The 21463-nt window shown below is 72.1% G+C and carries 25 protein-coding genes; 17 read left to right on the top strand and 8 right to left on the bottom strand.

The window, feature by feature from the left end; genetic code table 11:
* Positions 1-24 precede the first annotated feature (24 nt).
* The 4 genes from FBY23_RS08005 to FBY23_RS08020 all read left to right on the top strand — a co-directional run bounded on the left by FBY23_RS08005 (position 25) and on the right by FBY23_RS08020 (position 4159).
* Positions 25-1818 carry a VanW family protein gene (locus tag FBY23_RS08005; RefSeq protein ID WP_141797662.1) on the top strand — a complete coding sequence of 598 codons (1794 nt, stop codon included), beginning with the start codon at positions 25-27 and terminating at the stop codon, positions 1816-1818.
* A gap of 69 nt (positions 1819-1887) precedes the next feature.
* On the top strand, positions 1888-2484 hold the full coding sequence (locus FBY23_RS08010) for a hypothetical protein (protein WP_141797663.1): 597 nt from the start codon (positions 1888-1890) through the stop codon (positions 2482-2484).
* A 50-nt stretch (positions 2485-2534) separates the two neighbouring features.
* Complete coding sequence (locus FBY23_RS08015; protein ID WP_141797664.1) at positions 2535-2978, top strand: Zn-ribbon domain-containing OB-fold protein; 444 nt, start codon at positions 2535-2537, stop codon at positions 2976-2978.
* On the top strand, positions 2975-4159 hold the full coding sequence (locus FBY23_RS08020; protein ID WP_141797665.1) for a lipid-transfer protein: 1185 nt from the start codon (positions 2975-2977) through the stop codon (positions 4157-4159). The genes FBY23_RS08015 and FBY23_RS08020 overlap by 4 nt, the downstream gene beginning before the upstream one ends.
* Before the next feature lie 6 nt (positions 4160-4165).
* Here the strand turns inward: FBY23_RS08020 and FBY23_RS08025 are convergent, their stop codons facing one another.
* The gene (locus FBY23_RS08025; protein WP_141797666.1) at positions 4166-5002 is read right to left on the bottom strand and encodes an adenylate/guanylate cyclase domain-containing protein; all 837 of its coding nucleotides are present in this window, start codon (positions 5000-5002) and stop codon (positions 4166-4168) included.
* Positions 5003-5055: 53 nt separating this feature from the next.
* On the opposite strand from FBY23_RS08025, the gene FBY23_RS08030 reads away from it, so the two are divergent.
* The 9 genes from FBY23_RS08030 to FBY23_RS08070 all read left to right on the top strand — a co-directional run bounded on the left by FBY23_RS08030 (position 5056) and on the right by FBY23_RS08070 (position 13520).
* Positions 5056-6480, top strand: coding sequence for an AAA family ATPase (locus FBY23_RS08030; protein WP_141797667.1), 1425 nt, complete (start codon positions 5056-5058; stop codon positions 6478-6480).
* The gene (locus FBY23_RS08035; RefSeq protein WP_141797668.1) at positions 6473-6868 is read left to right on the top strand and encodes an OsmC family peroxiredoxin; all 396 of its coding nucleotides are present in this window, start codon (positions 6473-6475) and stop codon (positions 6866-6868) included. The genes FBY23_RS08030 and FBY23_RS08035 overlap by 8 nt, the downstream gene beginning before the upstream one ends.
* Complete coding sequence (locus FBY23_RS08040; protein ID WP_141797669.1) at positions 6865-8889, top strand: VWA domain-containing protein; 2025 nt, start codon at positions 6865-6867, stop codon at positions 8887-8889. Before FBY23_RS08035 ends, FBY23_RS08040 begins: the two co-directional genes overlap by 4 nt.
* A gap of 90 nt (positions 8890-8979) precedes the next feature.
* The gene (locus tag FBY23_RS08045; RefSeq protein ID WP_141797670.1) at positions 8980-9315 is read left to right on the top strand and encodes a hypothetical protein; all 336 of its coding nucleotides are present in this window, start codon (positions 8980-8982) and stop codon (positions 9313-9315) included.
* Positions 9312-11099: an alpha/beta hydrolase gene (locus FBY23_RS08050; protein WP_141797671.1), complete on the top strand. Its 1788-nt coding sequence runs from the start codon at positions 9312-9314 to the stop codon at positions 11097-11099. The genes FBY23_RS08045 and FBY23_RS08050 overlap by 4 nt, the downstream gene beginning before the upstream one ends.
* Before the next feature lie 2 nt (positions 11100-11101).
* The gene (locus FBY23_RS08055) at positions 11102-11611 is read left to right on the top strand and encodes a hypothetical protein (RefSeq protein WP_141797672.1); all 510 of its coding nucleotides are present in this window, start codon (positions 11102-11104) and stop codon (positions 11609-11611) included.
* Positions 11612-11621: 10 nt separating this feature from the next.
* Entirely contained in the window at positions 11622-12401 is a 780-nt protein-coding gene (locus FBY23_RS08060) for a TSUP family transporter (RefSeq protein WP_141797673.1), read from the top strand.
* Positions 12402-12417: 16 nt separating this feature from the next.
* Positions 12418-12795 carry a pyridoxamine 5'-phosphate oxidase family protein gene (locus tag FBY23_RS08065; protein ID WP_141797674.1) on the top strand — a complete coding sequence of 126 codons (378 nt, stop codon included), beginning with the start codon at positions 12418-12420 and terminating at the stop codon, positions 12793-12795.
* Entirely contained in the window at positions 12792-13520 is a 729-nt protein-coding gene (locus FBY23_RS08070; RefSeq protein ID WP_141797675.1) for a VOC family protein, read from the top strand. The genes FBY23_RS08065 and FBY23_RS08070 overlap by 4 nt, the downstream gene beginning before the upstream one ends.
* On the opposite strand, the gene FBY23_RS08075 is transcribed toward FBY23_RS08070, so the two are convergent.
* The 5 genes from FBY23_RS08075 to FBY23_RS08095 all read right to left on the bottom strand — a co-directional run bounded on the left by FBY23_RS08075 (position 13517) and on the right by FBY23_RS08095 (position 17215).
* Positions 13517-14851 (bottom strand): AarF/ABC1/UbiB kinase family protein, encoded by a 1335-nt coding sequence (locus tag FBY23_RS08075; RefSeq protein ID WP_141797676.1) that lies wholly within the window; start codon positions 14849-14851, stop codon positions 13517-13519. The genes FBY23_RS08070 and FBY23_RS08075 overlap by 4 nt on opposite strands.
* A gap of 31 nt (positions 14852-14882) precedes the next feature.
* Positions 14883-15110 carry a YiaA/YiaB family inner membrane protein gene (locus FBY23_RS08080; RefSeq protein WP_141797677.1) on the bottom strand — a complete coding sequence of 76 codons (228 nt, stop codon included), beginning with the start codon at positions 15108-15110 and terminating at the stop codon, positions 14883-14885.
* A 101-nt stretch (positions 15111-15211) separates the two neighbouring features.
* Complete coding sequence (locus FBY23_RS08085; RefSeq protein WP_141797678.1) at positions 15212-15550, bottom strand: cupin domain-containing protein; 339 nt, start codon at positions 15548-15550, stop codon at positions 15212-15214.
* 48 nt (positions 15551-15598) lie between these two features.
* Entirely contained in the window at positions 15599-16243 is a 645-nt protein-coding gene (gene msrA / locus FBY23_RS08090) for a peptide-methionine (S)-S-oxide reductase MsrA (RefSeq protein ID WP_141797679.1), read from the bottom strand.
* Between the two features lie 30 nt (positions 16244-16273).
* A complete protein-coding gene (locus FBY23_RS08095; protein WP_141797680.1) occupies positions 16274-17215 on the bottom strand; it encodes a DUF5995 family protein in 942 nt (313 codons plus the stop codon).
* A gap of 127 nt (positions 17216-17342) precedes the next feature.
* Between FBY23_RS08095 and FBY23_RS08100 the strand changes: the two genes are divergently transcribed.
* From FBY23_RS08100 to FBY23_RS08115, 4 genes are read left to right on the top strand one after another with little or no spacing between them, the layout of a single operon-like run.
* Entirely contained in the window at positions 17343-17549 is a 207-nt protein-coding gene (locus FBY23_RS08100) for a ribbon-helix-helix protein, CopG family (protein WP_141797681.1), read from the top strand.
* Positions 17549-17923, top strand: a complete 375-nt coding sequence (locus FBY23_RS08105) for a type II toxin-antitoxin system death-on-curing family toxin (RefSeq protein ID WP_141797682.1) — start codon at positions 17549-17551, stop codon at positions 17921-17923. The genes FBY23_RS08100 and FBY23_RS08105 overlap by 1 nt, the downstream gene beginning before the upstream one ends.
* 9 nt (positions 17924-17932) lie before the next feature.
* Positions 17933-19114, top strand: a complete 1182-nt coding sequence (locus tag FBY23_RS08110; protein ID WP_141797683.1) for a cystathionine gamma-synthase — start codon at positions 17933-17935, stop codon at positions 19112-19114.
* A 9-nt stretch (positions 19115-19123) separates the two neighbouring features.
* Positions 19124-20455, top strand: coding sequence for an AI-2E family transporter (locus FBY23_RS08115; protein ID WP_141797684.1), 1332 nt, complete (start codon positions 19124-19126; stop codon positions 20453-20455).
* Positions 20456-20460: 5 nt separating this feature from the next.
* Here FBY23_RS08115 and greA read toward each other — a convergent pair whose 3' ends face one another.
* Together greA and FBY23_RS08125 are read right to left on the bottom strand one after the other, a co-directional pair.
* On the bottom strand, positions 20461-20967 hold the full coding sequence (greA, locus tag FBY23_RS08120) for a transcription elongation factor GreA (protein WP_141797685.1): 507 nt from the start codon (positions 20965-20967) through the stop codon (positions 20461-20463).
* Positions 20968-21023: 56 nt separating this feature from the next.
* Positions 21024-21443, bottom strand: a complete 420-nt coding sequence (locus tag FBY23_RS08125) for a DUF4307 domain-containing protein (protein ID WP_141797686.1) — start codon at positions 21441-21443, stop codon at positions 21024-21026.
* Between the last annotated feature and the right edge of the window lie 20 nt (positions 21444-21463).

Genomic DNA, 21463 nt, shown 5'->3' on the forward strand with positions numbered 1-21463 from the left:
GCAAGGCCTCCTTAGGATGTCGCGGTGACCTTCTGGGAGTCCGACACCGATGGCAAGGCCGAGCGCCCCGGCGGCAGGATCGTCGTCGTCGTCATCGTGCTGCTCGTCCTGCTCGCGGGTGGCGGGTACGCCGCCGCGCACGCCGTCGCGGGTGACAAGGTCCCGAGCGGCACGACCATCTCCGGGGTCGAGGTCGGCGGCCTGACGCGCTCCGCGGCCATCGACAAGCTCGAGAGGACCTTCGGCTCGCGTGCCGACACGCCGATCACGGTGAGCGTCGGGCACCAGGGCGCGACCGGCAAGGTCAACGACGCGAAGGTGCAGCCCGGCGACATCGGGCTGGCCATCGACTACGCCGCGTCCGTCGACGCGGCCGGCGCCGGCGACTCCTGGAGCCCGGCGCGCCAGTGGGACTATTTCACCGGCGGCGGCAAGGTCGATGCCGTGGTCGACGTCGACGAGGACCTGCTCGACGACAAGCTGAGCGAGCTCTCCGAGGGGCTCGGCACGCCGCCCGAGGACGGCACGGTCACCTTCTCCGCCGAGGGCGTGCAGTCCACGCAGCCGCAGGCCGGCCAGGCCGTCGACCGCGACCAGGCCCGCACTGCCATCACCGACGCCTTCCTGGCCGGCGAGAAGTCGGTGGAGCTCGAGGTCGCGCCCGCCCAACCCGAGATCGACGCCGCCGACGTCGCCGAGGCGCTCGACTCCTTCGCCAACCCGGCGATGGCCAACGCCGTGACGCTCCAGTTCGGCGAGAACGACGTGAAGCTGACCCCGGCCAAGTTCGCCGGCGTGCTCTCCATGAAGCCCGAGAACGGCAAGCTCGTCCCCGTCGTCGACGACGCTGCGCTGACCGAGCTGGTCAAGGGCGCGACGTCCAACGGCGCCCCGGTCGACGCCACCGTGAAGATCTCGAAGAAGGGCAAGCCGAAGATCGTCCCCGCCAAGCCCGGCGTCACCTTCGACTCCGGCGAGGCCGCCCAGGTCTTCCTCGGCCTGCTCACCGCGCCCGAGGGCTCCCGCAGCGGCCCGGTCACCGCGCAGGTCACCGACGCCGCCTTCACGACCAAGGACGCCGAGAACCTCAAGATCGTCGACAAGGTCTCCGAGTTCTCGACGTACTACCCGCACGCCGACTACCGCAACATCAACATCGGTCGTGCCGCCGAGCTCATCGACGGCACCCTCCTCAAGCCAGGCGAGGAGTTCTCACTCAACGGCATCGTCGGCGAGCGCACCGCCGAGAACGGCTTCACCGAGGGCTACATCATCAGCAACGGCATCCTCAAGAAGGACCTCGGCGGCGGCGTCTCGCAGATGGCGACGACGACCTTCAACGCCATGTTCTTCGCCGGCCTCAAGGACATCCAGCACAAGCCGCACTCGTTCTACATCGACCGCTACCCGGTCGGCCGCGAGGCCACCGTCGCCTGGCCGACGGTCGACCTGCGCTTCCAGAACGACACCGAGTACGGCGTGCTCATCCACGCCTGGGTCGTCCCCAGCACCTGGTCGCGCCAGGGCAAGGTCACCGTCCAGATGTGGTCCACCAAGAAGTGGGACATCGACTCGAAGACGTCGAACCGCTATGCGCAGGTCCCGCCGAAGGTGCGCACCCTCACCACGCCCGACTGCGAGCCGAACAACGGCTGGTCCGGCTTCCAGGTCGACGTCACCCGGATCTTCCACAAGCACGGCGACAGCGCGGTCGACCACACCGAGAAGTTCCACACGGTCTACACGCCCGCCGACACGGTGAGGTGTGAGAAGCCGCCGGCCCCGACGCCCGGCGGCACGCCCGACCCGGGGCAGTAGCCACTTTCCTGCGCGGTTCGCCTCGACCACGCCCCCTGCCCGCCGATGAGGTCCGGCGGAGGGTGCCCCATGATGCTGCGTGCTGCGTTCGTCCCGCCGACCGAGGCGGTGGAGCGGTTGCGCGCGCTCGGCGGCCGGCTGGCCCAGCTGCCGGGCGTGCTCCCGGTCGAGACGAGCCGGGTCGACGTACCGATCGCGGCGCTGGGCAATGTCGTCGAGCACGACGCCGGCCGGTTCGCCGGCGTGCTCGCCGAGTGTCTCTCGGACCTGCCGCCGGTCGTGGTGCGCCCGGTCGGGGTCGAGGTCACGGGCGGTGACGTGACGGTGTTCCTCGACGGCGACCTGGCGACCCTGGCCACCGTGGCCCGTGCGGTCGGGACCGCGGCGGAGCGGGTCCACGTGTACGTCGACCGGCGCGGCTTCCGGCCCGCGGTCGTGATCGCCTCGATCGCCGCGGTGCGGCCCGGCTCGCCGCTGGACCGGATGCTGTCCGGGCCGGACGTGCTCGGCGAGCTCGCGGACGCGGACTGGCCGGTCGCGCAGGTCGACCTGATTCGCACCCGCTGGTTCGGGGGCGAGGCGCGGGCCGAGACGGCGTACCGGATCCCGTTCGGTGCCGAAGCCGGCGCCGACGGTTTCGGTGGCCGGGACTTCCGCACCGGCTGAGGGCCGACTCCCGGTAGAATAGGAACACGTTCTACTTTCAGGGAGCTTCCATGACCGCGACCCCCGTCATCGAGGGCTGGTTCACCACCGGCGACGAGCCCCGGCTCCTCGCCTCGCGCTGCACGACGTGCAGCAACGTCGTCTTCCCGCCGGTCTCCGGCGACGCCGGCGCCGCTGCCTTCTACTGCCGCAACCCCGCGTGCGACGGCACCGAGCACGACACCGTCGAGCTCTCGCGGCGCGGCCGGGTGTGGTCCTACACCGACGCGCAGTACCAGCCCCCCGCGCCGTACGTCGCGCCCACCGACCCGTTCCAGCCGTTCGCGCTGGCCGCGGTCGAGCTCCCCGAGGGGATCGTCGTGCTCGGCCAGGTGGCCGACGGCTTCGGCGTCGGTGACATGAAGGTCGGCACCGAGGTCGACCTGGTCGTCGAGACGCTCAACGTCGACGAGACCGGTGAGCGCACCATCTACCGCTGGAGGCCTGTCGCATGAGCGTCGTGATCGCGGGTGCGGGGATGCACCCCTGGGGCAAGTGGGGCCGCAACTTCACGGAGTACGGCGTGCACGCCGCCCGTGAGGCCCTCAAGGACTCCGGCATCGCGTGGGCCGACGTCGACCTCGTCGTCGGCGGCGAGACCGTGCGCAACGGGTACGCCGGGTACGTCGCCGGCTCGACCTTCGCCCAGGCGCTGGGCTGGAACGGCGCCCGGATCGCGACGTCGTACGCCGCCTGCGCGACCGGCGCCCAGGCCATCGACACCGCCCGGGCCCGGATCCTGGCCGGCATGAGCGAGGTCGCGCTGGTCGTCGGCGCCGACACCACGCCCAAGGGCTTCCTGGCTCCCAACGCAGGTGAGCGCTGGAACGACCCCGACTGGCTGCGCTTCCGGCTGCTCGGCATGACCAACCCGGCGTACTTCGCCCTCTACGCGCGGCGCCGGATGGACCTCTACGGCGCCACCGCCGAGGACTTCGCCCAGGTCAAGGTCAAGAACGCCAAGCACGGACTGGAGAACCCCAACGCCCGCTTCCGCAAGGAGTCGTCGGTCGAGGAGGTCCTCGCCTCGCCGATGGTCTCCGACCCGCTGCACCTGCTCGACATCTGCGCGACCTCCGACGGTGCCGCCGCGGTGGTGCTGACCAGCGCGGAGTACGCCAAGAGGCACGGCATCGCCTCCCCGGTCACCGTCTCCGCCGTCTCGACGGTCACCCCGACCTTCCCGAACACGGTCATCGACATGCCGCTGCTCTCGACCGACTCGTCGGCCCTGACCGGCGTGCCCGAGCGGACGTTCAAGGAGTCGATCGGCCAGGCGGCCTACGAGGAGGCCGGCATCGACCCCTCCGACGTCGACGTGGCCGAGGTCTACGACCTCTCGACGGCGCTCGAGCTGGACTGGATCGAGGACCTCCAGCTGTGCAAGCGCGGCGAGGCCGAGGCGCTGCTCCGCGCGGGCGACACCACCCTGGGCGGCCGGATCCCGGTCAACCCGTCCGGTGGCCTGGCCTGCTTCGGCGAGGCCGTCCCCGCCCAGGCGATCGCGCAGGTCTGCGAGCTCACCTGGCAGCTCCAGGGCCGCGCCGAGGGCCGGCAGGTCGAGGGCGCCAAGGTCGGCATCACCGCCAACCAGGGCCTGTTCGGCCACGGCTCGTCGGTGATCCTCTCGGTCTGAGGGGAATCAGCTCGCCGGCGGGAGGATCTCCCAGACCACGTGCTCGCCGGCGAGCCCCTTGAGCTCCACCGCGTCCCGCTCCACGAGGGTGAGCGCCGCGTCGTCATCGAGCGCGACCCGCACCGCGTCGCTGGCCAGGATCTCGCCACCGTGGGCGAGGTTGGCGACGCGAGCAGCCATGGCGACGTTGCGGCCGAAGTAGTCGCCGTCGCGAGCGACCACCTGGCCGGTGTGGATCCCGATCCGCACCAGGATCGGCCCGTAACGGCGCAGGGTCACGTCGCGGGGCAGGTCGCGCTGGATCCCCAGCGCGGCGCGGCAGGCGGCCTCGCTGTCGCGGAAGGCCACCATGAACCCGTCGCCCGCGGTCTTCACGACCTGGCCGCGGTACTTCTCGATCTGCGTGCGCAGCACCCGGTCGTGCGCGGCCAGCACCTTCACCCAGGTCGCGTCGCCGAGCCGGTCGTTGAGCGGCGTCGACTCCTCGATGTCGGAGAAGAACAGGGTGACCGTGCCGTCGGACGCGGCCATGTTGAGGATGTCGGCGCGCTCGTCGTCGCTGGCCCAGGTCTGCAGGTCCTCGACGGTGCTCTGGATCAGTCCGGTGATGCCGTGGGACCGGACCCTCGAGGCGGTCCGGATCACCCGTCGTACGGCGCGCTCGGCGGAGTTGCTCGGCGGCGGGGGACGCAATGCGGCGTCGAGGTCCGACTCGAGCTGGGCGACGTGCGCCTGGGTGTCGGCGAGCTGGCGCTGCAGCTGCCCGCGGTCGCGGGCGAAGGCCAGGACGAGGCCGAGCAGGCCGACCACCAGCACGCACAGGAGCCCGACGACGATCGCCACGATCGACAGACTAGGGCCAGCAAACCCCTTGCGGGCCGCAGTAGCGTGAGACGGTGACCACTACGGCTCCGACGATCTCCACCCTCGGCGAGCTGCGCGCCTCCGGCCACCAGCACAAGCACCTGAGGGCCGAGCTGCGCGACAACCTGTTGGCCCGGCTGGCCGCGGGGGAGGACCCCTGGCCCGGCCTGCACGGCTTCGAGGACACCGTCGTCCCGCAGCTCGAGCGCGCGATCATCGCCGGCCACGACGTCGTCCTCCTCGGCGAGCGCGGCCAGGGCAAGACCCGCCTGCTGCGCACCCTGGTCGGCCTGCTCGACGAGTGGACCCCGGTGATCTCGGGCTCCGAGCTGGGCGAGCACCCCTACGACCCGGTCACCGTGACGTCGAAGGCCGCCGTGGCGTCGTACGGCGACGACCTGCGGATCTCGTGGCGCCACCGCGAGGAGCGGTACGCCGAGAAGCTGGCCACGCCCGACACCAGCGTCGCCGACCTGATCGGCGACGTCGACCCGATGAAGGTCGCCGAGGGCCGCTCGCTCGGCGACCCGGAGACCATCCACTTCGGCCTGATCCCCCGCTCCCACCGGGGCATCGTCGCGATCAACGAGCTGCCCGACCTCGCCGAGCGGATCCAGGTCGCGATGCTCAACGTGATGGAGGAGCGCGACATCCAGATCCGCGGCTACGTCCTGCGGCTGCCGCTCGACGTGTTCGTCGTCGCCTCCGCCAACCCGGAGGACTACACCAACCGCGGCCGGATCATCACGCCCCTCAAGGACCGCTTCGGTGCCGAGATCCGCACCCACTACCCGAAGGCACTCGACGCCGAGATCGCCGTGATCCGGCAGGAGGCCGACCTGCTCCCCGACCGGGTCGACGTCCCCGACTTCCTGGTCGAGATCCTGGCCCGCTTCACCCGCAACCTGCGTGAGTCCAGCGCCGTCGACCAGCGCTCCGGCGTCTCCGCACGGTTCGCGATCGCCGGTGCCGAGACGATCGCTGCCGCCGCGCTGCGCCGAGCCACGATCCAGGGCGAGGACCGCGCCGTCGCCCGGGTCGTCGACCTCGAGACCGCGGTCGACGTCCTCGGCGGCAAGATCGAGTTCGAGTCCGGCGAGGAGGGCCGGGAGGCCGAGATCCTCTCCCACCTGCTGCGTACGGCGACCGCCGAGACCGTCCGCGAGAAGCTCCGCGGTCTCGACTTCGCCCTGCTCGTCGAGGCCATCGAGGAGGGCGCCACCGTCGTGACCGGCGGGCAGGTCACCGCCCGCGACGTGCTGGCCGGCCTGCCGGTGCTCGGCGAGTCCGACCTCTACGACCAGGTCTGCGAACGGGTGAACGGTGAGGGCGGCGGCCGCACCGACGGCGAGCGCGCCGCGGCGATCGAGCTCGCGCTCGAGGGCCTGTTCCTGGCCCGCAAGATCGGCAAGGACGAGCAGATCGGCGAGGCCGGCGTGGAGACCGTCTATGGCTGATCCTTCTCCGTTCGGCGTCCGGGTCTCCTCCGGCACCCTCCGCGCAGGCGAGGGCGTCGTGCTTCCGCACGCCTGGACCGAGGAGGGCGTGCTCGCCGGGCCGGCGACCAACGGCGCCCAGGTGCTCCACCTCGCCGTGGCGCTGTGCGTGCTCAACGACACCTACCGCGAGGCCCGGCGGCTCGACGTACCTGTCCTCGGGGTCGCGGTCACCGCCGACGGTGGCTTCGACGACGTGTGGACCTCGACCGGGATCGGCTACGACATCGCGCTCGACACCACGGCCCCCTCCGAGACGGTCCAGCTGCTGCTCGAGGTGGTCGACGAGGTGGCCGAGATCCCGCGCGCGCTGCGTGCCGGCGCCGACGTACGAAGGGTGCTGACGTGAGCCGCTACCGCAGGTACGACGGCGGCGACCCGCTCGCCCCGCCGGTCGACATCGCCGAGGCGCTCGACGCCATCGGCCAGGACGTGATGGCCGGCTACAGCCCCGAGCGGGCGATGCGCGAGTTCCTGCGGCGCGGCGGACAGGACCAGTCCGGGCTCGACGACCTCGCCCGCCGGGTGGCCGAGCGGCGTCGCGACCTGCTGCAGCGGCACAACCTCGACGGCACGCTCGAGGAGGTGCGCGAGCTGCTGGACAAGGCGGTCCTCGAGGAGCGCAAGCAGCTGGCCCGCGACGCGATGATGGACGACGGCGACCGCGCGTTCCGCGAGCTGCGGCTGCAGAACCTGCCCGACTCGCCCGCCGCCGCCGTGACCGAGCTCGGCGACTACGACTGGCAGTCCCGCGAGGCCCGCGAGGCCTTCGAGCAGATCAAGGACCTGCTCGGCCGCGAGCTCCTCGACCAGCGCTTCGCGGGCATGAAGCAGGCCCTCGAGAACGCCACCGACGAGGACCGGCAGGCGATCAACGAGATGCTCGGCGACCTCAACGAGCTGCTCGAGAAGCACGCGCGCGGCGAGGACACCCCCGAGGACTTCGACGAGTTCATGGCCAAGCACGGCCAGCACTTCCCCGAGAACCCGCAGGACATCGACGAGCTGCTCGACGCCCTCGCCCAGCGCTCGGCCGCCGCGCAGCGGATGCTCAACTCGATGAGCGCCGAGCAGCGCGCCGAGCTGATGCAGCTCTCCGCCCAGGCGTTCGGGTCGCCGGCGCTGATGGAGCAGCTCGACCGGCTCGATGCGAACCTGATGTCGCTGCGCCCCGGCGAGGACTGGGGCGGCTCCGAGCAGTTCGGCGACGGCGACCCCTCGACAACCGGCCTGGGCCTCGGCGACGGCACCGGCGTCCTGCAGGACCTCGCCGACCTGGACGCGCTGGCCGACCAGCTGTCCCAGGGGTACGGCGGCGCCCGCCTCGACGACGTCGACCTCGACAAGCTGGCCCGACAGCTCGGCTCCGAGGCCGCCGTCGACGCCCGCAAGCTGCAGGAGCTCGAGAAGGCGCTGCGCGAGTCGGGCGCGATGGAGCGCGGCTTCGACGGCGAGCTGCGGCTCACGCCGAAGGCGATGTGCCAGCTCGGCAGGGCGCTGCTGCGCGACGTGGCCCAGCGGATGTCCGGCCGTCAGGGCCAGCGCGACGTACGCCAGGCCGGCGCCGCCGGCGACCTGTCCGGCGCGACCCGCGCGTGGGAGTTCGGCGACACCGAGCCGTGGGACCTGCCCCGCACCATGCTCAACGGCGTCCTGCGCCGCGCCGGCGATCCCGGCGGCCGGCTGCTCTCGATCGACGACGTCGAGGTCGCCGAGACCGAGGCGCGCACCCAGGCCGCGGTCGCGCTCTGCGTCGACACCAGCTTCTCGATGGCGATGGACGGCCGTTGGGTGCCGATGAAGCAGACCGCGCTCGCGCTGCACACCCTGATCGGATCCCGCTTCCGCGGCGACAGCCTGGAGCTGATCGGCTTCGGCCGGCACGCCCAGACCATGCGGATCGAGGAGCTCACCGCCCTCGACGCCCGCTGGGCCAAGGGCACCAACCTCCACCACGCACTCCTGCTGGCCAACCGCCACTTCCGCAAGCACCCCAACGCCCAGCCGGTGCTGCTCATCGTCACCGACGGCGAGCCGACCTCGCACCTGGAGTCGAGCGGCGACGTGTTCTTCTCCTACCCGCCGCACCCGACGACCATCGCGCTCGCCGTACGCGAGCTCGACAACGCCCGGCGGCTCGGCGCGCAGACCACCTTCTTCCGGCTCGGCGACGATCCCGGCCTGGCCCGGTTCATCGAGTCGATGGCCCGCCGCGTCGAGGGCTCCGTGATCGCCCCCGAGTCCGACGACCTGGGCGCCGCGGTCGTCGGCTCCTACCTCGGCTCGCGCCGCGGCGGCGCGGACGGACGCGGCTCCGGCCCGGGGACCTACGGCGACTGGTTCGGTTCGCGCGGCTTCTGGGTCGGCTGATCCGCTCCGTCTGAGCGGGGATCCCGGGGTCCCTGTGGACAACCGGAACCCGTCGTTTCCCGCTCGGACCGGTCGGGCAGCCGGACGTGCATGACGATCACCCTCGATGTCCCGTACGCCGTCCTCAAGGCCGCCCGCGAGCGCTGGGACGAGGCCGCCGACGAGCTCGACGGCGCCTGGCACCGCCTCGCCAAGGTCTCGACCTCCGACCTCTCTGACGTCGTCGCCGGGTCGGTCGCCGCCTTCGCCGACCCCTGGGTCGACGAGGTCAAGGCCGTCGCCCGACGGGCGCAGGGGTACGCCGAGGAGTTCGTCTTCTTCAGACGAATGCTCGTCCTCGTCGACCAGGCCCAGGCCGAACGCCTGCGTGCGCTGCTCCCGTGGGCCGAGCGCGAGGCCGCAGTGAGGGAGGTGAGCTGGCCGTGACCCTCGTCTACCTCCCGGCGCAGGTGCCGCCCTGCCCCCAGTTGACCTCGACGCCGACCGGCGCCCAGGACCTCGCCACCGACCTGCGCGCGGCCGCGATCGCCGTCAAGAACGTCCAGGGCCGGGCCGCCTCCGTCGCAGCGCCGGCGTGGGAGGGTGACACCGCACAGGCCCACGACCACGCCGCGACCCAGGTGGCCGTCCGCCTCGACGGCGTCGAGGCCGCGCTCGACGAGGCGGTCACGGCGGCCGACCGGTTCGCCGCCCGCCTGAGCCGGCTGTTCGTCCGACGTGCCCGGATCAACGCCGACCGGGCAGAGGTCAACGAGCTGATCGGGGCGCTGGTCGCCGAGGTGGCTGCCGCGGCCGACGACAGCCGGCTGGCCGAGTTCCGGCAGCGCGCCGACGTCCTCCACCGCCGGGCGGCCGCGTTGCGGGGCCGGATCGACGCCTGGGTCCTGGCCCGCGCGGAGGCCGAGGTCGACCTCGTCGCCGCCTTCCAGGGGGTCGACAGCGTCGCCGAGGGGGTCGCCGCGGCCGCCGATCCGGCCCGGCACCGCACCGGCGACCTCACCCGCCAGCTGCGCCGTCTCCGCGGCGACCCGGCCGCGCTGGCCGCCTGGTGGCGCGGGTTGCGCCGCGCCGAGCAGCAGGCGCTCACGACCGAGCACCCCGGGTTGGTCGGCAACACCGGCGGGGTGTCGATGGCCGAGCGCGACGAGGCCAACCGCGGGGAGCTCGCCCGCGACCTCGACTACTACCGGGAGCGGGAGAAGGACGACCAGCTCACCAGCAAGGAGGAACGGGTGCTCGACAACGCGAGGTCCGTGGACCGTGCTCTCGACGAGCACGCCGGCCCGACCGACGACGCCGGGGCCCACCTCACCAAGCTGCTCGCCTACGCGCCGGGCCTGCACTCCGGCGACGGCGGGGTGGCGGTGGGCTTCGGCGACCCGGACACCGCCGACCACGTCTCGGTCAACGTGCCCGGCCTGACGACCGACACCTCCAGCATCGGGGGCAGTCTCGACAAGACCTTCGTCCTGCACGAAGCGGCGGTCGGCGAGGAGAGGGGCAGCGTCGCGACCGTCTACTGGGCCGACTACGACGCCCCGAGCGGCAACCCGCTCAACCCGCTGGACCCGCTCGGGCAGGTCGACTTCGACGGCGTCGCCCTCACCGACAAGGCCGAGGCGGGCGGCGAGCGGTTCGGCGACTTCGTCGACGGCGTCCGCGGCTCCGACCAGGGTCCGCCCGCCCACCTGACCGCGATCGGCCACAGCTACGGCTCGACCGCCGTCGGGCACGCCCTGGCCGAGGGACTACCCGTCGACGACGTCGTCCTGCTGGGCAGCCCCGGCGTCCCGGCCGACACCGCCGGCGAGCTCACCGACGCCCAGGTCTGGGTCGGCAGCAAGGACCACGACCCGGTGTCCCTGCTCGGCGATGGCGACCGCGGCGGTGTCGGCGCCCTCGGCCACGACCCGGCTGACACCGCCTTCGGCGGCACCCGGTTCGAGACCGGGGACGGCGACCTGCGGGCCGAGGAGCTGCTCCACAACCACACGTCGTACTTCACCGGGACCTCGCTGGCCAACCTGGCCCACGTCGTGGCCGGTGCCGACGACGAGGTCAGCGAGCAACCGCCACGCGGCGCGCCCGGCGGCGGGCACCTCACCCTGCCCGAGCTCCTGGTCGCCGCCAGCGGCGCGAGTGCCGGAGAGGGACTCGCCGACGGCGGGAGGTGGCTGTGGGAGCACTCGAAGTTCGGTGGGAGGCTGTGAGCATGCGCCTTCTCGGGATCGCAGCGGCACCGCCCCTTGCCCTCCTTCTCGCCGTGGGACTGACCGGCTGCGACGACGACGCGGACCGCACGGCGGTCGACGAGGCCGTCACGTCGGCGGACGACGCCCGCGCCGGTGTCCTGCACGACATCGCGGACGCGCTCGTGCTGAGCGGCGCCGACGGCAGCCGGTCCTTCAGCATCTGCGGCGACGACCTCGCCCCGGGTGGCGTCGTGCTGAACGACTTCGTGCGCTTCGGCTCCTCCGGCGAGCTGACCCAGGAGAAGGCGGTGGCCACCGCGGTAGGCCTGCTCGAGGCCGACGGCTGGACGGTCGAGGATCCGGACAGACGGGCGTCGCTCAGCGCCACCAAGGGCGAGCTGGTGCTGAACCTCCGGATCGATCCCGCCCAGGTCCAGGCGCACCTGCGGGCGGAGTGCGTCAAGACGTCGCGCAAGGTCGCCGAGGAGTACGACGACCGTCCCGAGGCCGGCCTCATCTGGTCCTCGTAGAGTCACGGCCGTGGGGGACCTCAGCCTGACTGTCATCGCCCTGCTCGCGCTGGCGGCGCTCACGGCCGGCTTCGTGGACGCGGTGGTCGGCGGCGGGGGACTGGTCCAGCTCCCCGCGTTGCTGCTCGGGCTGCCGGGAGCGAGCCCGGTGCAGGTCCTCGCCACCAACAAGATCGCCTCGGTGTGCGGCACGGCGGCCAGCTCGCTCACCTACTACCGCCGGATCGGCCCGGACCTGCGCACCGCGCTGCCGCTGATGGCCCTCGCCCTGACCGGCGCGTTCTCCGGCGCCCTGCTGGCCTCGCACATCCCCCGCGACGCGTTCGAGCCGATCGTGCTGGCGGCGCTGGTCGTGGTCGGCGGCTACGTCCTGCTCCGCCCCGAGCTCGGCGAGCAGACGGCGCTCCGCTTCGCCGGACACCGCCACCTGGTCGCCGCGATGGGCGTCGGGTTCGTGATCGGCTTCTACGACGGCATCCTCGGCCCCGGCACGGGCAGCTTCTTCGTGTTCGCCCTCGTCGGCCTGCTCGGCTACGACTTCCTCCAGGCCTCGGCGAAGGCCAAGCTCGCGAACTTCGCGACCAACGTGGGCGCGCTGCTGCTGTTCGTCCCGCACGGCGCCGTGCTGTGGGACGTCGGGCTGATGATGGGCGCCTGCAACCTGGTCGGCGGCTACCTCGGGGCACGGACCGCGGTCGCGCGCGGCTCCCGGTTCGTGCGGCTGTTCTTCATCGCCGTGGTGAGCGCCTTCGTCGTCCGCATCGGCGGCGGTGTGCTCGGTCTGTGGTGAGCCGTAACCTGACGACATGAGCATCCCGGTGGATCCCGCGGACCTGCGCCAGGCACTGGCGGACTTCGACAGCGGCTACCTGCTGACCACCTCCTCCCCGCAGGTGAAGGTCGTCACGGTCGACCCGGTCGCCGGCGACGACGGCACGCTGCGGATCGCGGGGCCGGGCAGGGGCACGCTGCGCAACCTGGCCGAGAACCCCGCGGTGACCGTGGTCTTCCCGCCGCGGGAGCGCCACGGCTACACCCTCCTCGTCGACGGCACGGCCACGACGGAGGGCGAGGACGTCGTCGTCACCGCCACCGCCGCGGTCCTGCACCGGCCCGCCGCCCACGCCGACGGCCCGCTCCCGCCCGACGGCTGCGGCCAGGACTGCGCCCCGGTGGGCGGATGAGCCCGTACTGGATCACCGCCTTCCTCGACAGCGCCCCGGCGCACCACCAGGAGACGGTCGGGTTCTGGCAGGAGGCGAGCGGGTACGCCGTCTCCCCGCCCCGGGGCGCCCACGACGAGTTCGCCTCGCTGCTGCCGCCCGACGGCGACCCCTACCTCAAGGTGCAGCGACGCCACGCCGGCGCCGACCGGATCCACCTCGACCTCCACGTCGCCGACCCGCTCGCCGCGGCCGATGCCGCGCGGGTCGCGGGCGCCTCGATCGTCGCGGACCGCGGGTATGTCGTGATGGCCTCGCCCGCGGGGTTCGTGTTCTGCTTCGTCGACCACGCCGCCTCCGGGGTGCCGGCGGCCACGGTGCACGCCCACGGATCCGCGTCGCGGGTGCGCCAGGTCGCGATCGACGTGCCGCGGGCGTCGTACGACAGGGAGCTGGGGTTCTGGACCGCTGTCACGCACGGGACACCGCGTCAGTCGGTGGTCGCCGAGGAGTTCTACGTGCTCGACGCGCCGCCCGGACAGCCGCTCGGCCTGCTGATCCAGCGCCTCGGCGCCGACGACACCGGCGAGGTCCGTGCCCACCTCGACTGGGGGACCACCGATCGCGCCGCGGAGACCGAGCGCCACCTCGGCCTCGGGGCGCGGGTGCTCGCCCAGCATCAGCACTGGACGGTGCTCACCGACCCGGTGGGCCGGGTCTACTGCCTCACGGACGCCGCACCCTAGGCCGGTGTGAAGCCCGGCAGGAACTCCTGCATGATCGCGCGGAACGGCGCCTCGGCCTCGAGCTGGCTGAGGACGCCGACGCCGCCGAGCCAGGTGCGGTGAATGAGGACGTACGACGGCGGCAGGTTCAGCTTGATGCTCACCGTGTAGGCCGGGTCCTTCGGGTTGTTGATCCGCTGGAACTGCTCGCGCATCCACTCGCGGCTGAACCGGAACCGTTCGACCAGGGTCGGGTCGACGAACGGCGCGAGGTAGTCCATGAGCAGCTCGGGCTCGATCCGGATCCGGTCCTTGAGGAAGCCCTCCGCGCGCAGCTCGGCGATGAGCGCGTCGCCGTCACCGGCCGCGCAGTGGCTGATCAGTCGGCCCATAGGCGCCGGCAGGCCGCGCTGGGGGAGCCGGGCCACGGCGCCGTAGTCGAGCACCCCGATCCGCCCGGGCGTCCCGTCGTCGTCGGGGATGACCCGGAAGTTCCCGGGGTGCGGGTCGGCGTGGAGGAGTCCGGTGCGCGCGGGTCCGGAGAACAGGAAGCGCGTGAAGATCTCGCCGTAGTGGTCGCGCTCCTCCGGCGTGCCGTCGGCGATGATCGACGCCAGCGAGCCCGCGGAGTCGAGCCACTCGGTGACCAGGACGCGGGGGCCGACGGCGACGACGTCGGGGACGACGATGTGCGCGTCGTCGCGGAACGCCTGGGCGAACTCACGCTGCGCCTCGGCCTCGAGGTCGTAGTCGAGCTCCTCGCGGGCCCGGGCCTGGACCTCCTCGACGAGCGGCTTCATGTCGACGCCGGGGATGAGCGGCCCGATCGCCCGCGCCGCGCGGGCCAGGGTGCGCAGGTCGGCCATCAGCGCCTCGCCAGCGTTGGGGTACTGGACCTTCACCGCGACCCGGCGGCCGTCGTACCACCGGCCCTCGTGGACCTGCCCGATGCTCGCGGCCGCGGTCGGCGCCCCGTCGAGCCACACCAGGCGCTCCTTCCAGTCCGCGCCGAGGTCCTCGGCGAGCATGTTGCGCACGGTCTGGGTGGGCATCGGTGGCGCGGAGTCCTGGAGGCGGGTGAGCTGTTCGCGGTACGGCGCCGCCATCTCCTCGGGCAGCGCCGACTCGAGCACGCTGAGCGCCTGACCGAACTTCATCGCGCCACCCTTGAGCTCGCCCAGCGTCTTGAACAGCTGTTCGGCCGTCCGCTGCTGGATCTCGCTCATCACCGCCTCGGCGGGCGCCCCGCCCAGCCGCTTGCCGAAGCCGAGGGCGGTGCGGCCGGCGTACCCGAGGGGGAGCGCCGCGAGCCGCGCGGTGCGCGCCGCGGCCTTCCGGGGAAGGTCAGCCATGCCCCCATTGTCGGGCATGGGGCAACCGGGTTCAGCGGTAGGCGTCGACCCGGATCTCGGCGGCCCGTGCTTCCTGCTGGTCACGCACGCACTTCGCGAGCGCGAACGAGGAGTTCACGAGGAACAGTGCGCCCAGGCAGAGGAAGGCGCGGATCCAGCCGTCGACCGGCAGGAAGTAGATGCCGCCCACCATGAACACGAGCGCGGCGGCGAAGGAGATGGCGGACTGGAGGTAGAAGGCGTACGTCGTCTTGGTCATGTCTTGAGGGTCCCGGCCGGTGAGAGCGCCGGGCGTGAGTACGCCTGCTCAACGGCCATGGCCCGTTGGTGTGCCGGGCCGGGCGAGGTCGGTTCGCGAGGTCAGTCCGCGGGGCCGAGGTTGCCGTCGCCGGTCCCCGCGGCCGGCTCCTTGAGCTCCACGAACAGCACGTGCGTCGGGGTGTCCCCGATGTTCTCCCCGTGGTGCTCCTGCGCCGGCAGCCACCCCACCGTCCCCGCGGTCATCTCCACCTCGCGCTGCTGGTCGCCCGCGACCAGGCGCCGGCGGAACGACGACAGCGTGTACATCACGCTGTCCGGATGGGCGTGCGGCGTGGTCCGCGCGCCCGGCTCGTCGCGATACTCCAGCACCCGCACGCGGTCGTTCTCGAAGACCACCGCGTAGTGGTCCGGGTTGCTCGTCACCGGGTCCTCGGCCATCCACCGACGATCGCACCCGGTGCGCGTCGTGGCCATGGCCCGAACGGGTCAGACGGTCTCCGGGAACGCGATGCCGGTGTTGGCGTGGCACCGATAGCCGTTGGGCACCTTGTGCAGGTACTGCTGGTGGTGCGGCTCGGCGTAGTAGTACGCACCGGCGGGCTCGATCTCGGTGGTGATGTCGCCGTAGCCGCGGCGGGCGATCTCGTCGCCGTACACCTTGGTCAGCTCGCGGGCGGTCTGCTCCTGCTCGGGGGTCGTGTAGTAGATCGCCGAGCGGTACTGGGTGCCGACGTCGTTGCCCTGGCGCATGCCCTGGGTGGGGTCGTGGACGACGAAGAACTGCTTGACCAGGTCGGCGTAGGAGACCTGGTCGGGGTCGAAGACGATCCGCACGGCCTCGGTGTGGCCGGTGCGCCCGCTGCAGACCTCCTCGTACGTCGGGTTCGGGCTGACCCCGCCGGCGTATCCGACCGACGTGGACCAGACGCCGGGGACCTGCCAGTAGATCTCCTCGGCGCCCCAGAAGCAGCCGAGACCGAAGATCGCGACCTCGAGGCCGTCGGGGACCTCGTCGGTGACGAGGGGGGCGTCGAGGACCTCGTGCCGTGCGGGGAGGGGGAACGCCGGGGTGCTGCGGCCGGGCAGTGCCTCGGCGGGGTCGACCAGCTCGGTCTTGCGGCGGGAGAACATGGCTCCATTGTCTCCCGCCGCGCAAGGGGGTCAGGCGGCGCCGTGCGTGGCGCACCACGCGTCCCGCTTCGCCGGCTTCGCGACGAAGAAGGTACGGATCAGCTGCGCCTGGAGCGCGGAGTAGAGCTCGATCTCCTTCTCGACCAGCTTGCGGGCGGCCGGGGTCTTCGCGAGGACCAGGGCCTCGGCGTTGCGCCACACCATCTCCCGCCAGCCGCGCATGATCACGCCCGCGACCGCCTCCTCGGCGGTGCCCGCGTCTATGTCGTCGAAGGTCGGGTCGAAGCGGGCGGCCTCCTCGGCGAAGACCGGGGCGTAGAGGCTGTCGAGGCGGTTGTTGTAGCGGTTGTGGTCCACCTTGTGGCTCCCGTCCGGCCCGCTCAGGCCGACCGCCGCGAGGACGTGGGGGAAGTCGCTGTTGATGTGGGCGTTCATGGCGAGCAGGAAGTTGCCGAGGCCGCTCATCGCCCGGTCGTCCTCGGCCTGCAGCGCGATGCGCCACGCCGCGGGGATGCCGGTCCGGTCGCCGGAGGCCCACCTGCTCGTCGTGTCGAAGTACATCTGCGCGAACACCGCGTCGACCCGGTTCAGCCAGGCCCGGTCGTCGAAGTAGCCGCTGCGCACCGCATCGCGGACGTTCTCGGTCACCCGCAGGTACGCCAGCGAGAAGACCGCGCTGTGCGAGCACCTGCTCGCGAGCCCGCCGAGCCGGGCCTGCATCCGCGCGACCACGTCGTCGATGCAGGCGTCGGCGCCGTCGACGCAGACGTCCCCGGTGTACGGCGTCGCCGGCACCGGGATCGGCGCCAGCAGCCCGACCACGGCGTCCAGCGGTGGCAGGAGCAGGCCACGCAGCGGGTCCGGGTCGTCGTCGTACCCGGCGGCGGAGGCGGGCGCTGGGGCGGCGACGGCGGTGAGGGCGAGCAGGCAGGGCAGGACGACGGCGGCCAGGAGCCGGGTGAGGGCGGTCACACCCGGGAAACGAGCAGTTGCTCGCTTTGGTCACGATCGGTGGCTGTGGAAACTCCTTCGACAGTGTCGGAGGCAGCGCGCATGGTGGTGGTACCACTTCGATACCGAAAGGACTACCATGACGGCTATGGCCTTCACCCTGCGGACCGACGCCGAGCTCGAGGCTGCTCTTGCGGAGCTCGCGGCCACGCAGGGCCTGTCCAAGCAGGAGGTCGTGCGTCGCGCGGTGCTCGACCTCCACCAGCGGACACAGCACAAGAGCCGGGTGGCCGCGGCATCAGCCGCGTCCCGTGAGCGCTGGGGTGAGGTGCTCGACCGACTTGGTTCCGTCTGATGGTCGAGTACCTCGACCTGGAGGACCTTCTCGCGCTCACCGAGGACCTCGGGGCAGGACCGCTGCGCGACGCCGGATTGCTCGAGGCTGCCGTCGCCCGGCCGCGTACGACGGTCTTCGGTGACGATGCCTACCCGACCCTGCTCGACAAGGCTGCCGCGTTGTTGCACTCGATCGGCAGGAACCAGGGACTGGTCGACGGCAACAAGCGCCTGGCCTGGTTGGCCACGGACGTCTTCCTACGGATCAACGGCCTTGTGCTGGTGATGCCCGATGACGCTGCCTTCGATCTCGTGATGGCGGTCGCCGACGGCTCCATCGATGTCCCGGAGATCGCCGCGGCGCTCGACCGAGCCCTCCCGAAGCTTGAGTAGGCTCGAACGGTGAGCGACAACCACATCGACGAGCACCTCGACGGCGCCGGCTTCGAGACCCGGGCCATCCACGCCGGCTACGCACCCGACCCGACGACCGGCGCGGTGATCCCGCCCATCTACGCGACCTCGACCTACGCCCAGGACGGTGTGGGCGGGCTGCGGAGCGGCTACGAGTACAGCCGCTCGGCCAACCCCACGCGCACCGCGCTGGAGTCGACCCTGGCGGCGCTCGAGGGCGGCGCACACGGGTACGCCTTCGCCTCCGGGCTCGCGGCCGAGGACACCCTGATCCGGGCGCTGTGCAAGCCGGGCGACCACGTGGTGCTCCCCAACGACGCGTACGGCGGCACCTTCCGTCTCTTCGACAAGGTCGCCACGGTCTGGGGTGTCGAGCACAGCCCGGCGCCGGTGACCGACGTCGACGCCGTGCGGGCGGCGATCAGGCCGGGCGTGACCCGGATGGTCTGGGTGGAGACGCCGACCAACCCGCTGCTGTCGATCGGCGACATCGAGGCACTGGCCGCGGTGGCCCACGACGCCGGGGCGCTGCTCGTCGTCGACAACACCTTCGCGTCGTCGTACCTCCAGCAGCCGCTGGCCCTCGGCGCCGACGTGGTCGTGCACTCGACGACGAAGTACGCCGGCGGCCACTCCGACGTCGTCGGCGGTGCCCTCGTGGTCGACGACGACGCGCTGGCCGAGCGCATCGGGTTCCACCAGAACTCCATCGGCGGCGTCGCCGGCCCGTTCGACTCGTGGCTGGTGCTGCGCGGCCTCAAGACCCTCGCGCTGCGCATGGAGCGCCACAGCGACAACGCCGAGAAGGTCGCCGACTTCCTGAGCAGGCACCCGGCCGTCAGCCAGGTGATCTACCCCGGCCTCGCGGACCACCCGGGCCACGCCGTCGCGAGCCGGCAGATGAGGCGGTACGGCGGCATGGTCTCCTTCCGCGTCAAGGGCGGCGAGGAACAGGCGCTCGCGATCTGCGCGGCCACCAAGGTCTTCACCCTGGGGGAGTCGCTGGGAGGCGTCGAGTCGCTGATCGAGCACCCGGGCCGGATGACGCACGCCAGCGTCGCGGGCACCGACCTCGAGGTGCCGGCCGACCTGGTCCGGCTCAGCGTCGGCATCGAGACGTCCGAGGACCAGCTCGCCGACCTGGCCCGCGCACTGGAGACCACCGTCTAGCCTGACCGGGTGACCAGCGACGGCGCGACCGAGCCCGAGGACCCGACGACCGCGGAGGCGGAGGAGAACGCGGTCGAGGAGGCGGAGGAGGACGAGCCGCCCCTGGGCCCCGACGAGGGCGAGCGGGAGGAGCGGCTGTTCCGTCGCTTCGCCCACCAGTGGGCGCTGCTGCGCGAGGAGCGGGACGAGCGGCGGCACGAACCGCCGTCGTTCAGCACCGGTCCGTCCAACCTGCGCCGAGCCGAGGTGCCCTACGGCCTGGACCTCGCGGCCGGCTGGGCCTGGCGGCTGCTGCTGATCGCGGGCGCGGGCTACCTGCTGCTGTGGCTGGTCGGCTACTTCGCGGTGGTCACCGTGCCGCTCGCGGTGGCCCTGCTGATCAGCGCGCTGGCGGCGCCGTTCGCGCAAGGGGTGAACCGGGCCGGGCTGCCGCGCGGCCTGTCCGCCCTGCTCGTGGTGATCACCGGGTTCGCCGTGGTCGGCATGCTGCTGACCTTCGCCGGACAGCAGGTGGCCGCCGGTGCCAACGACCTCGCGGACTCCACCGTGCAGGGCCTGCAGGAGATCCGCGACTGGCTGCGCGACGGCCCCCTGCACGCCAGCGACTCGCAGATCAACGACTACATCAAGAGTGCGCAGGACCTGATCACCGAGCGGTCCAAGGACGGCGGGGTCATCACCCAGGTCACCGAGGTCGGTGCGGCGCTCGGCCACGTCGTGGCGGGCTTCTTCATCGCGCTGTTCGCGACCTACTTCTTCCTCGCCGACGGCGACCGGATCTGGTCGTGGGTGGTCCGGATCGCGCCGCGCGCCGCCCGCGAGCGGGTCGACAGCTCGGGCCGGGTGGCCTGGCTGTCGCTGGTGCAGTTCGTCCGCGCCACCGTCGTGGTCGCGCTCGTCGACGCTGTCGGCATCGCGATCGGTGCCGCGATCCTCAAGGTGCCGTTCGTGCTGGCGATCGGCGTGCTGGTCTTCCTCGGCGCCTTCGTGCCGATGATCGGTGCCACCATCGCCGGCAGCGTCGCGATCCTGGTCGCGCTCGTCGACCAGGGCCCGGTCACCGCGCTGCTCATGCTCGCCGTCGTGATCGGCGTGCAGCAGCTCGAGGGCCACGTCCTGCAGCCGTTCCTGCTCGGGCGCTGGGTCTCGCTGCACCCGCTCGGCGTGATCCTCGCGATCGCCTGCGGCGTTCTGGTCGCCGGCATCGCGGGCGCGCTGGTCGCCGTACCGCTGGCCGCGGCCGCGAACGCGGTGGTCCTGCACCTGGCCGAAATGGCCGAACCGCCGGCCTCCGAGGAGGAGACCGGCGGTCCGGAGGAGTCAGCAGGTCAGCCTGCGTAGGCCCATCAACCGGTGAAGGGCCGTGCGTCGAGGATGACCACGGTCTGGGTCTTGCCGTTGACCTCGTAGGACACCGTGTCGCCCTTGCTGCGGCCGTTGATGGCCTGGCCCAGCGGCGACTGCGGCGAGTAGACCGTCAGGCCCTCGGGGTCGATCTCGCGCGCGCCGAGGAGGAAGGACTCCGCCTCGTCGTCGTCATCGCCCTCGAACTTGTAGGTCACGACCATGCCCGGCTCGACGACGCCGTCGTCGGGAGGGGTCTCGCCGACCTCGGCGCGACGGAGCATGTCCTTGAGCTGGATGATGCGGGCCTCGTTCTTGCCCTGCTCCTCGCGGGCGGCGTGGTAGCCGCCGTTCTCCTTCAGGTCACCCTCGTCGCGCGCAGCACTGATCTCGGCAACGATCTCGGCGCGGCGGGGCCCTTGGAGGTGCTCCAGCTCGGCCTGCAGCTTGTCGTAGGCGTCCTGGGTCAGCCAGATCGTGTTCTGGCCGCTCTGGTCGGTCTGCGTCATGGGTGCTCCTGCACATGCTCGTTCGCGTACCCGTCCGGGTACATGAACGATCGAGTCTACCGGTAGCGGGTCTGTCCCGAGGTCTTGCAGCCGATCCACTCGACCGTGGTGGCCCGGCGCTCGGTGCGCACGGTCACCTCCTGCACGGCTTCGTCGTCGCGGCCGGGCGTGAAGCTCTGCTCGCCGACCACCGCCTTGTCGTGGGAGATCGCGCGGGCCACGCAGGTCGCGTCGACCGGGCCGTCGCCGTACGTCACCCGGACCCGGATCGTCGCGGTGTGGTCGTCGACCACCTCGTGCCCGATCTCCTCGGAGGAGACCGCCGGGTTGGCGTGGAAGAGCATCGCCCACAGCAGCCAGCCGAGGAAGACGACCACGACCGCGCCGGCACCCACCACGACCGCCGTGCGACGACCGCGGGACGGAGCGCCGTAGCGCTGGGCCAGGGTGCCGGGATCGTCGGGGGAGGTGCTCACCGATCCATGGTCCCATGAGG

It is taken from the genome of Nocardioides sp. SLBN-35 (genome assembly GCF_006715725.1).
In the GTDB taxonomy this organism is placed as follows: Bacteria; Actinomycetota; Actinomycetes; order Propionibacteriales; family Nocardioidaceae; genus Nocardioides.

Coding starts and splice junctions, on each gene's coding strand:
- FBY23_RS08080 (WP_141797677.1), bottom strand. CDS start 15,110: ATGACCAAGACGACGTACGCCTTCTACCTCCAGTCCGCCATCTCCTTC.
- FBY23_RS08085 (WP_141797678.1), bottom strand. CDS start 15,550: ATGGCCGAGGACCCGGTGACGAGCAACCCGGACCACTACGCGGTGGTC.
- FBY23_RS08075 (WP_141797676.1), bottom strand. CDS start 14,851: ATGGCTGACCTTCCCCGGAAGGCCGCGGCGCGCACCGCGCGGCTCGCG.
- FBY23_RS08010 (WP_141797663.1), top strand. CDS start 1,888: ATGATGCTGCGTGCTGCGTTCGTCCCGCCGACCGAGGCGGTGGAGCGG.
- FBY23_RS08100 (WP_141797681.1), top strand. CDS start 17,343: ATGGCCTTCACCCTGCGGACCGACGCCGAGCTCGAGGCTGCTCTTGCG.
- FBY23_RS08020 (WP_141797665.1), top strand. CDS start 2,975: ATGAGCGTCGTGATCGCGGGTGCGGGGATGCACCCCTGGGGCAAGTGG.
- FBY23_RS08055 (WP_141797672.1), top strand. CDS start 11,102: ATGCGCCTTCTCGGGATCGCAGCGGCACCGCCCCTTGCCCTCCTTCTC.
- greA (WP_141797685.1), bottom strand. CDS start 20,967: ATGACGCAGACCGACCAGAGCGGCCAGAACACGATCTGGCTGACCCAG.
- FBY23_RS08045 (WP_141797670.1), top strand. CDS start 8,980: ATGACGATCACCCTCGATGTCCCGTACGCCGTCCTCAAGGCCGCCCGC.
- FBY23_RS08035 (WP_141797668.1), top strand. CDS start 6,473: ATGGCTGATCCTTCTCCGTTCGGCGTCCGGGTCTCCTCCGGCACCCTC.
- FBY23_RS08015 (WP_141797664.1), top strand. CDS start 2,535: ATGACCGCGACCCCCGTCATCGAGGGCTGGTTCACCACCGGCGACGAG.
- FBY23_RS08105 (WP_141797682.1), top strand. CDS start 17,549: ATGGTCGAGTACCTCGACCTGGAGGACCTTCTCGCGCTCACCGAGGAC.
- FBY23_RS08065 (WP_141797674.1), top strand. CDS start 12,418: ATGAGCATCCCGGTGGATCCCGCGGACCTGCGCCAGGCACTGGCGGAC.
- FBY23_RS08070 (WP_141797675.1), top strand. CDS start 12,792: ATGAGCCCGTACTGGATCACCGCCTTCCTCGACAGCGCCCCGGCGCAC.
- msrA (WP_141797679.1), bottom strand. CDS start 16,243: ATGTTCTCCCGCCGCAAGACCGAGCTGGTCGACCCCGCCGAGGCACTG.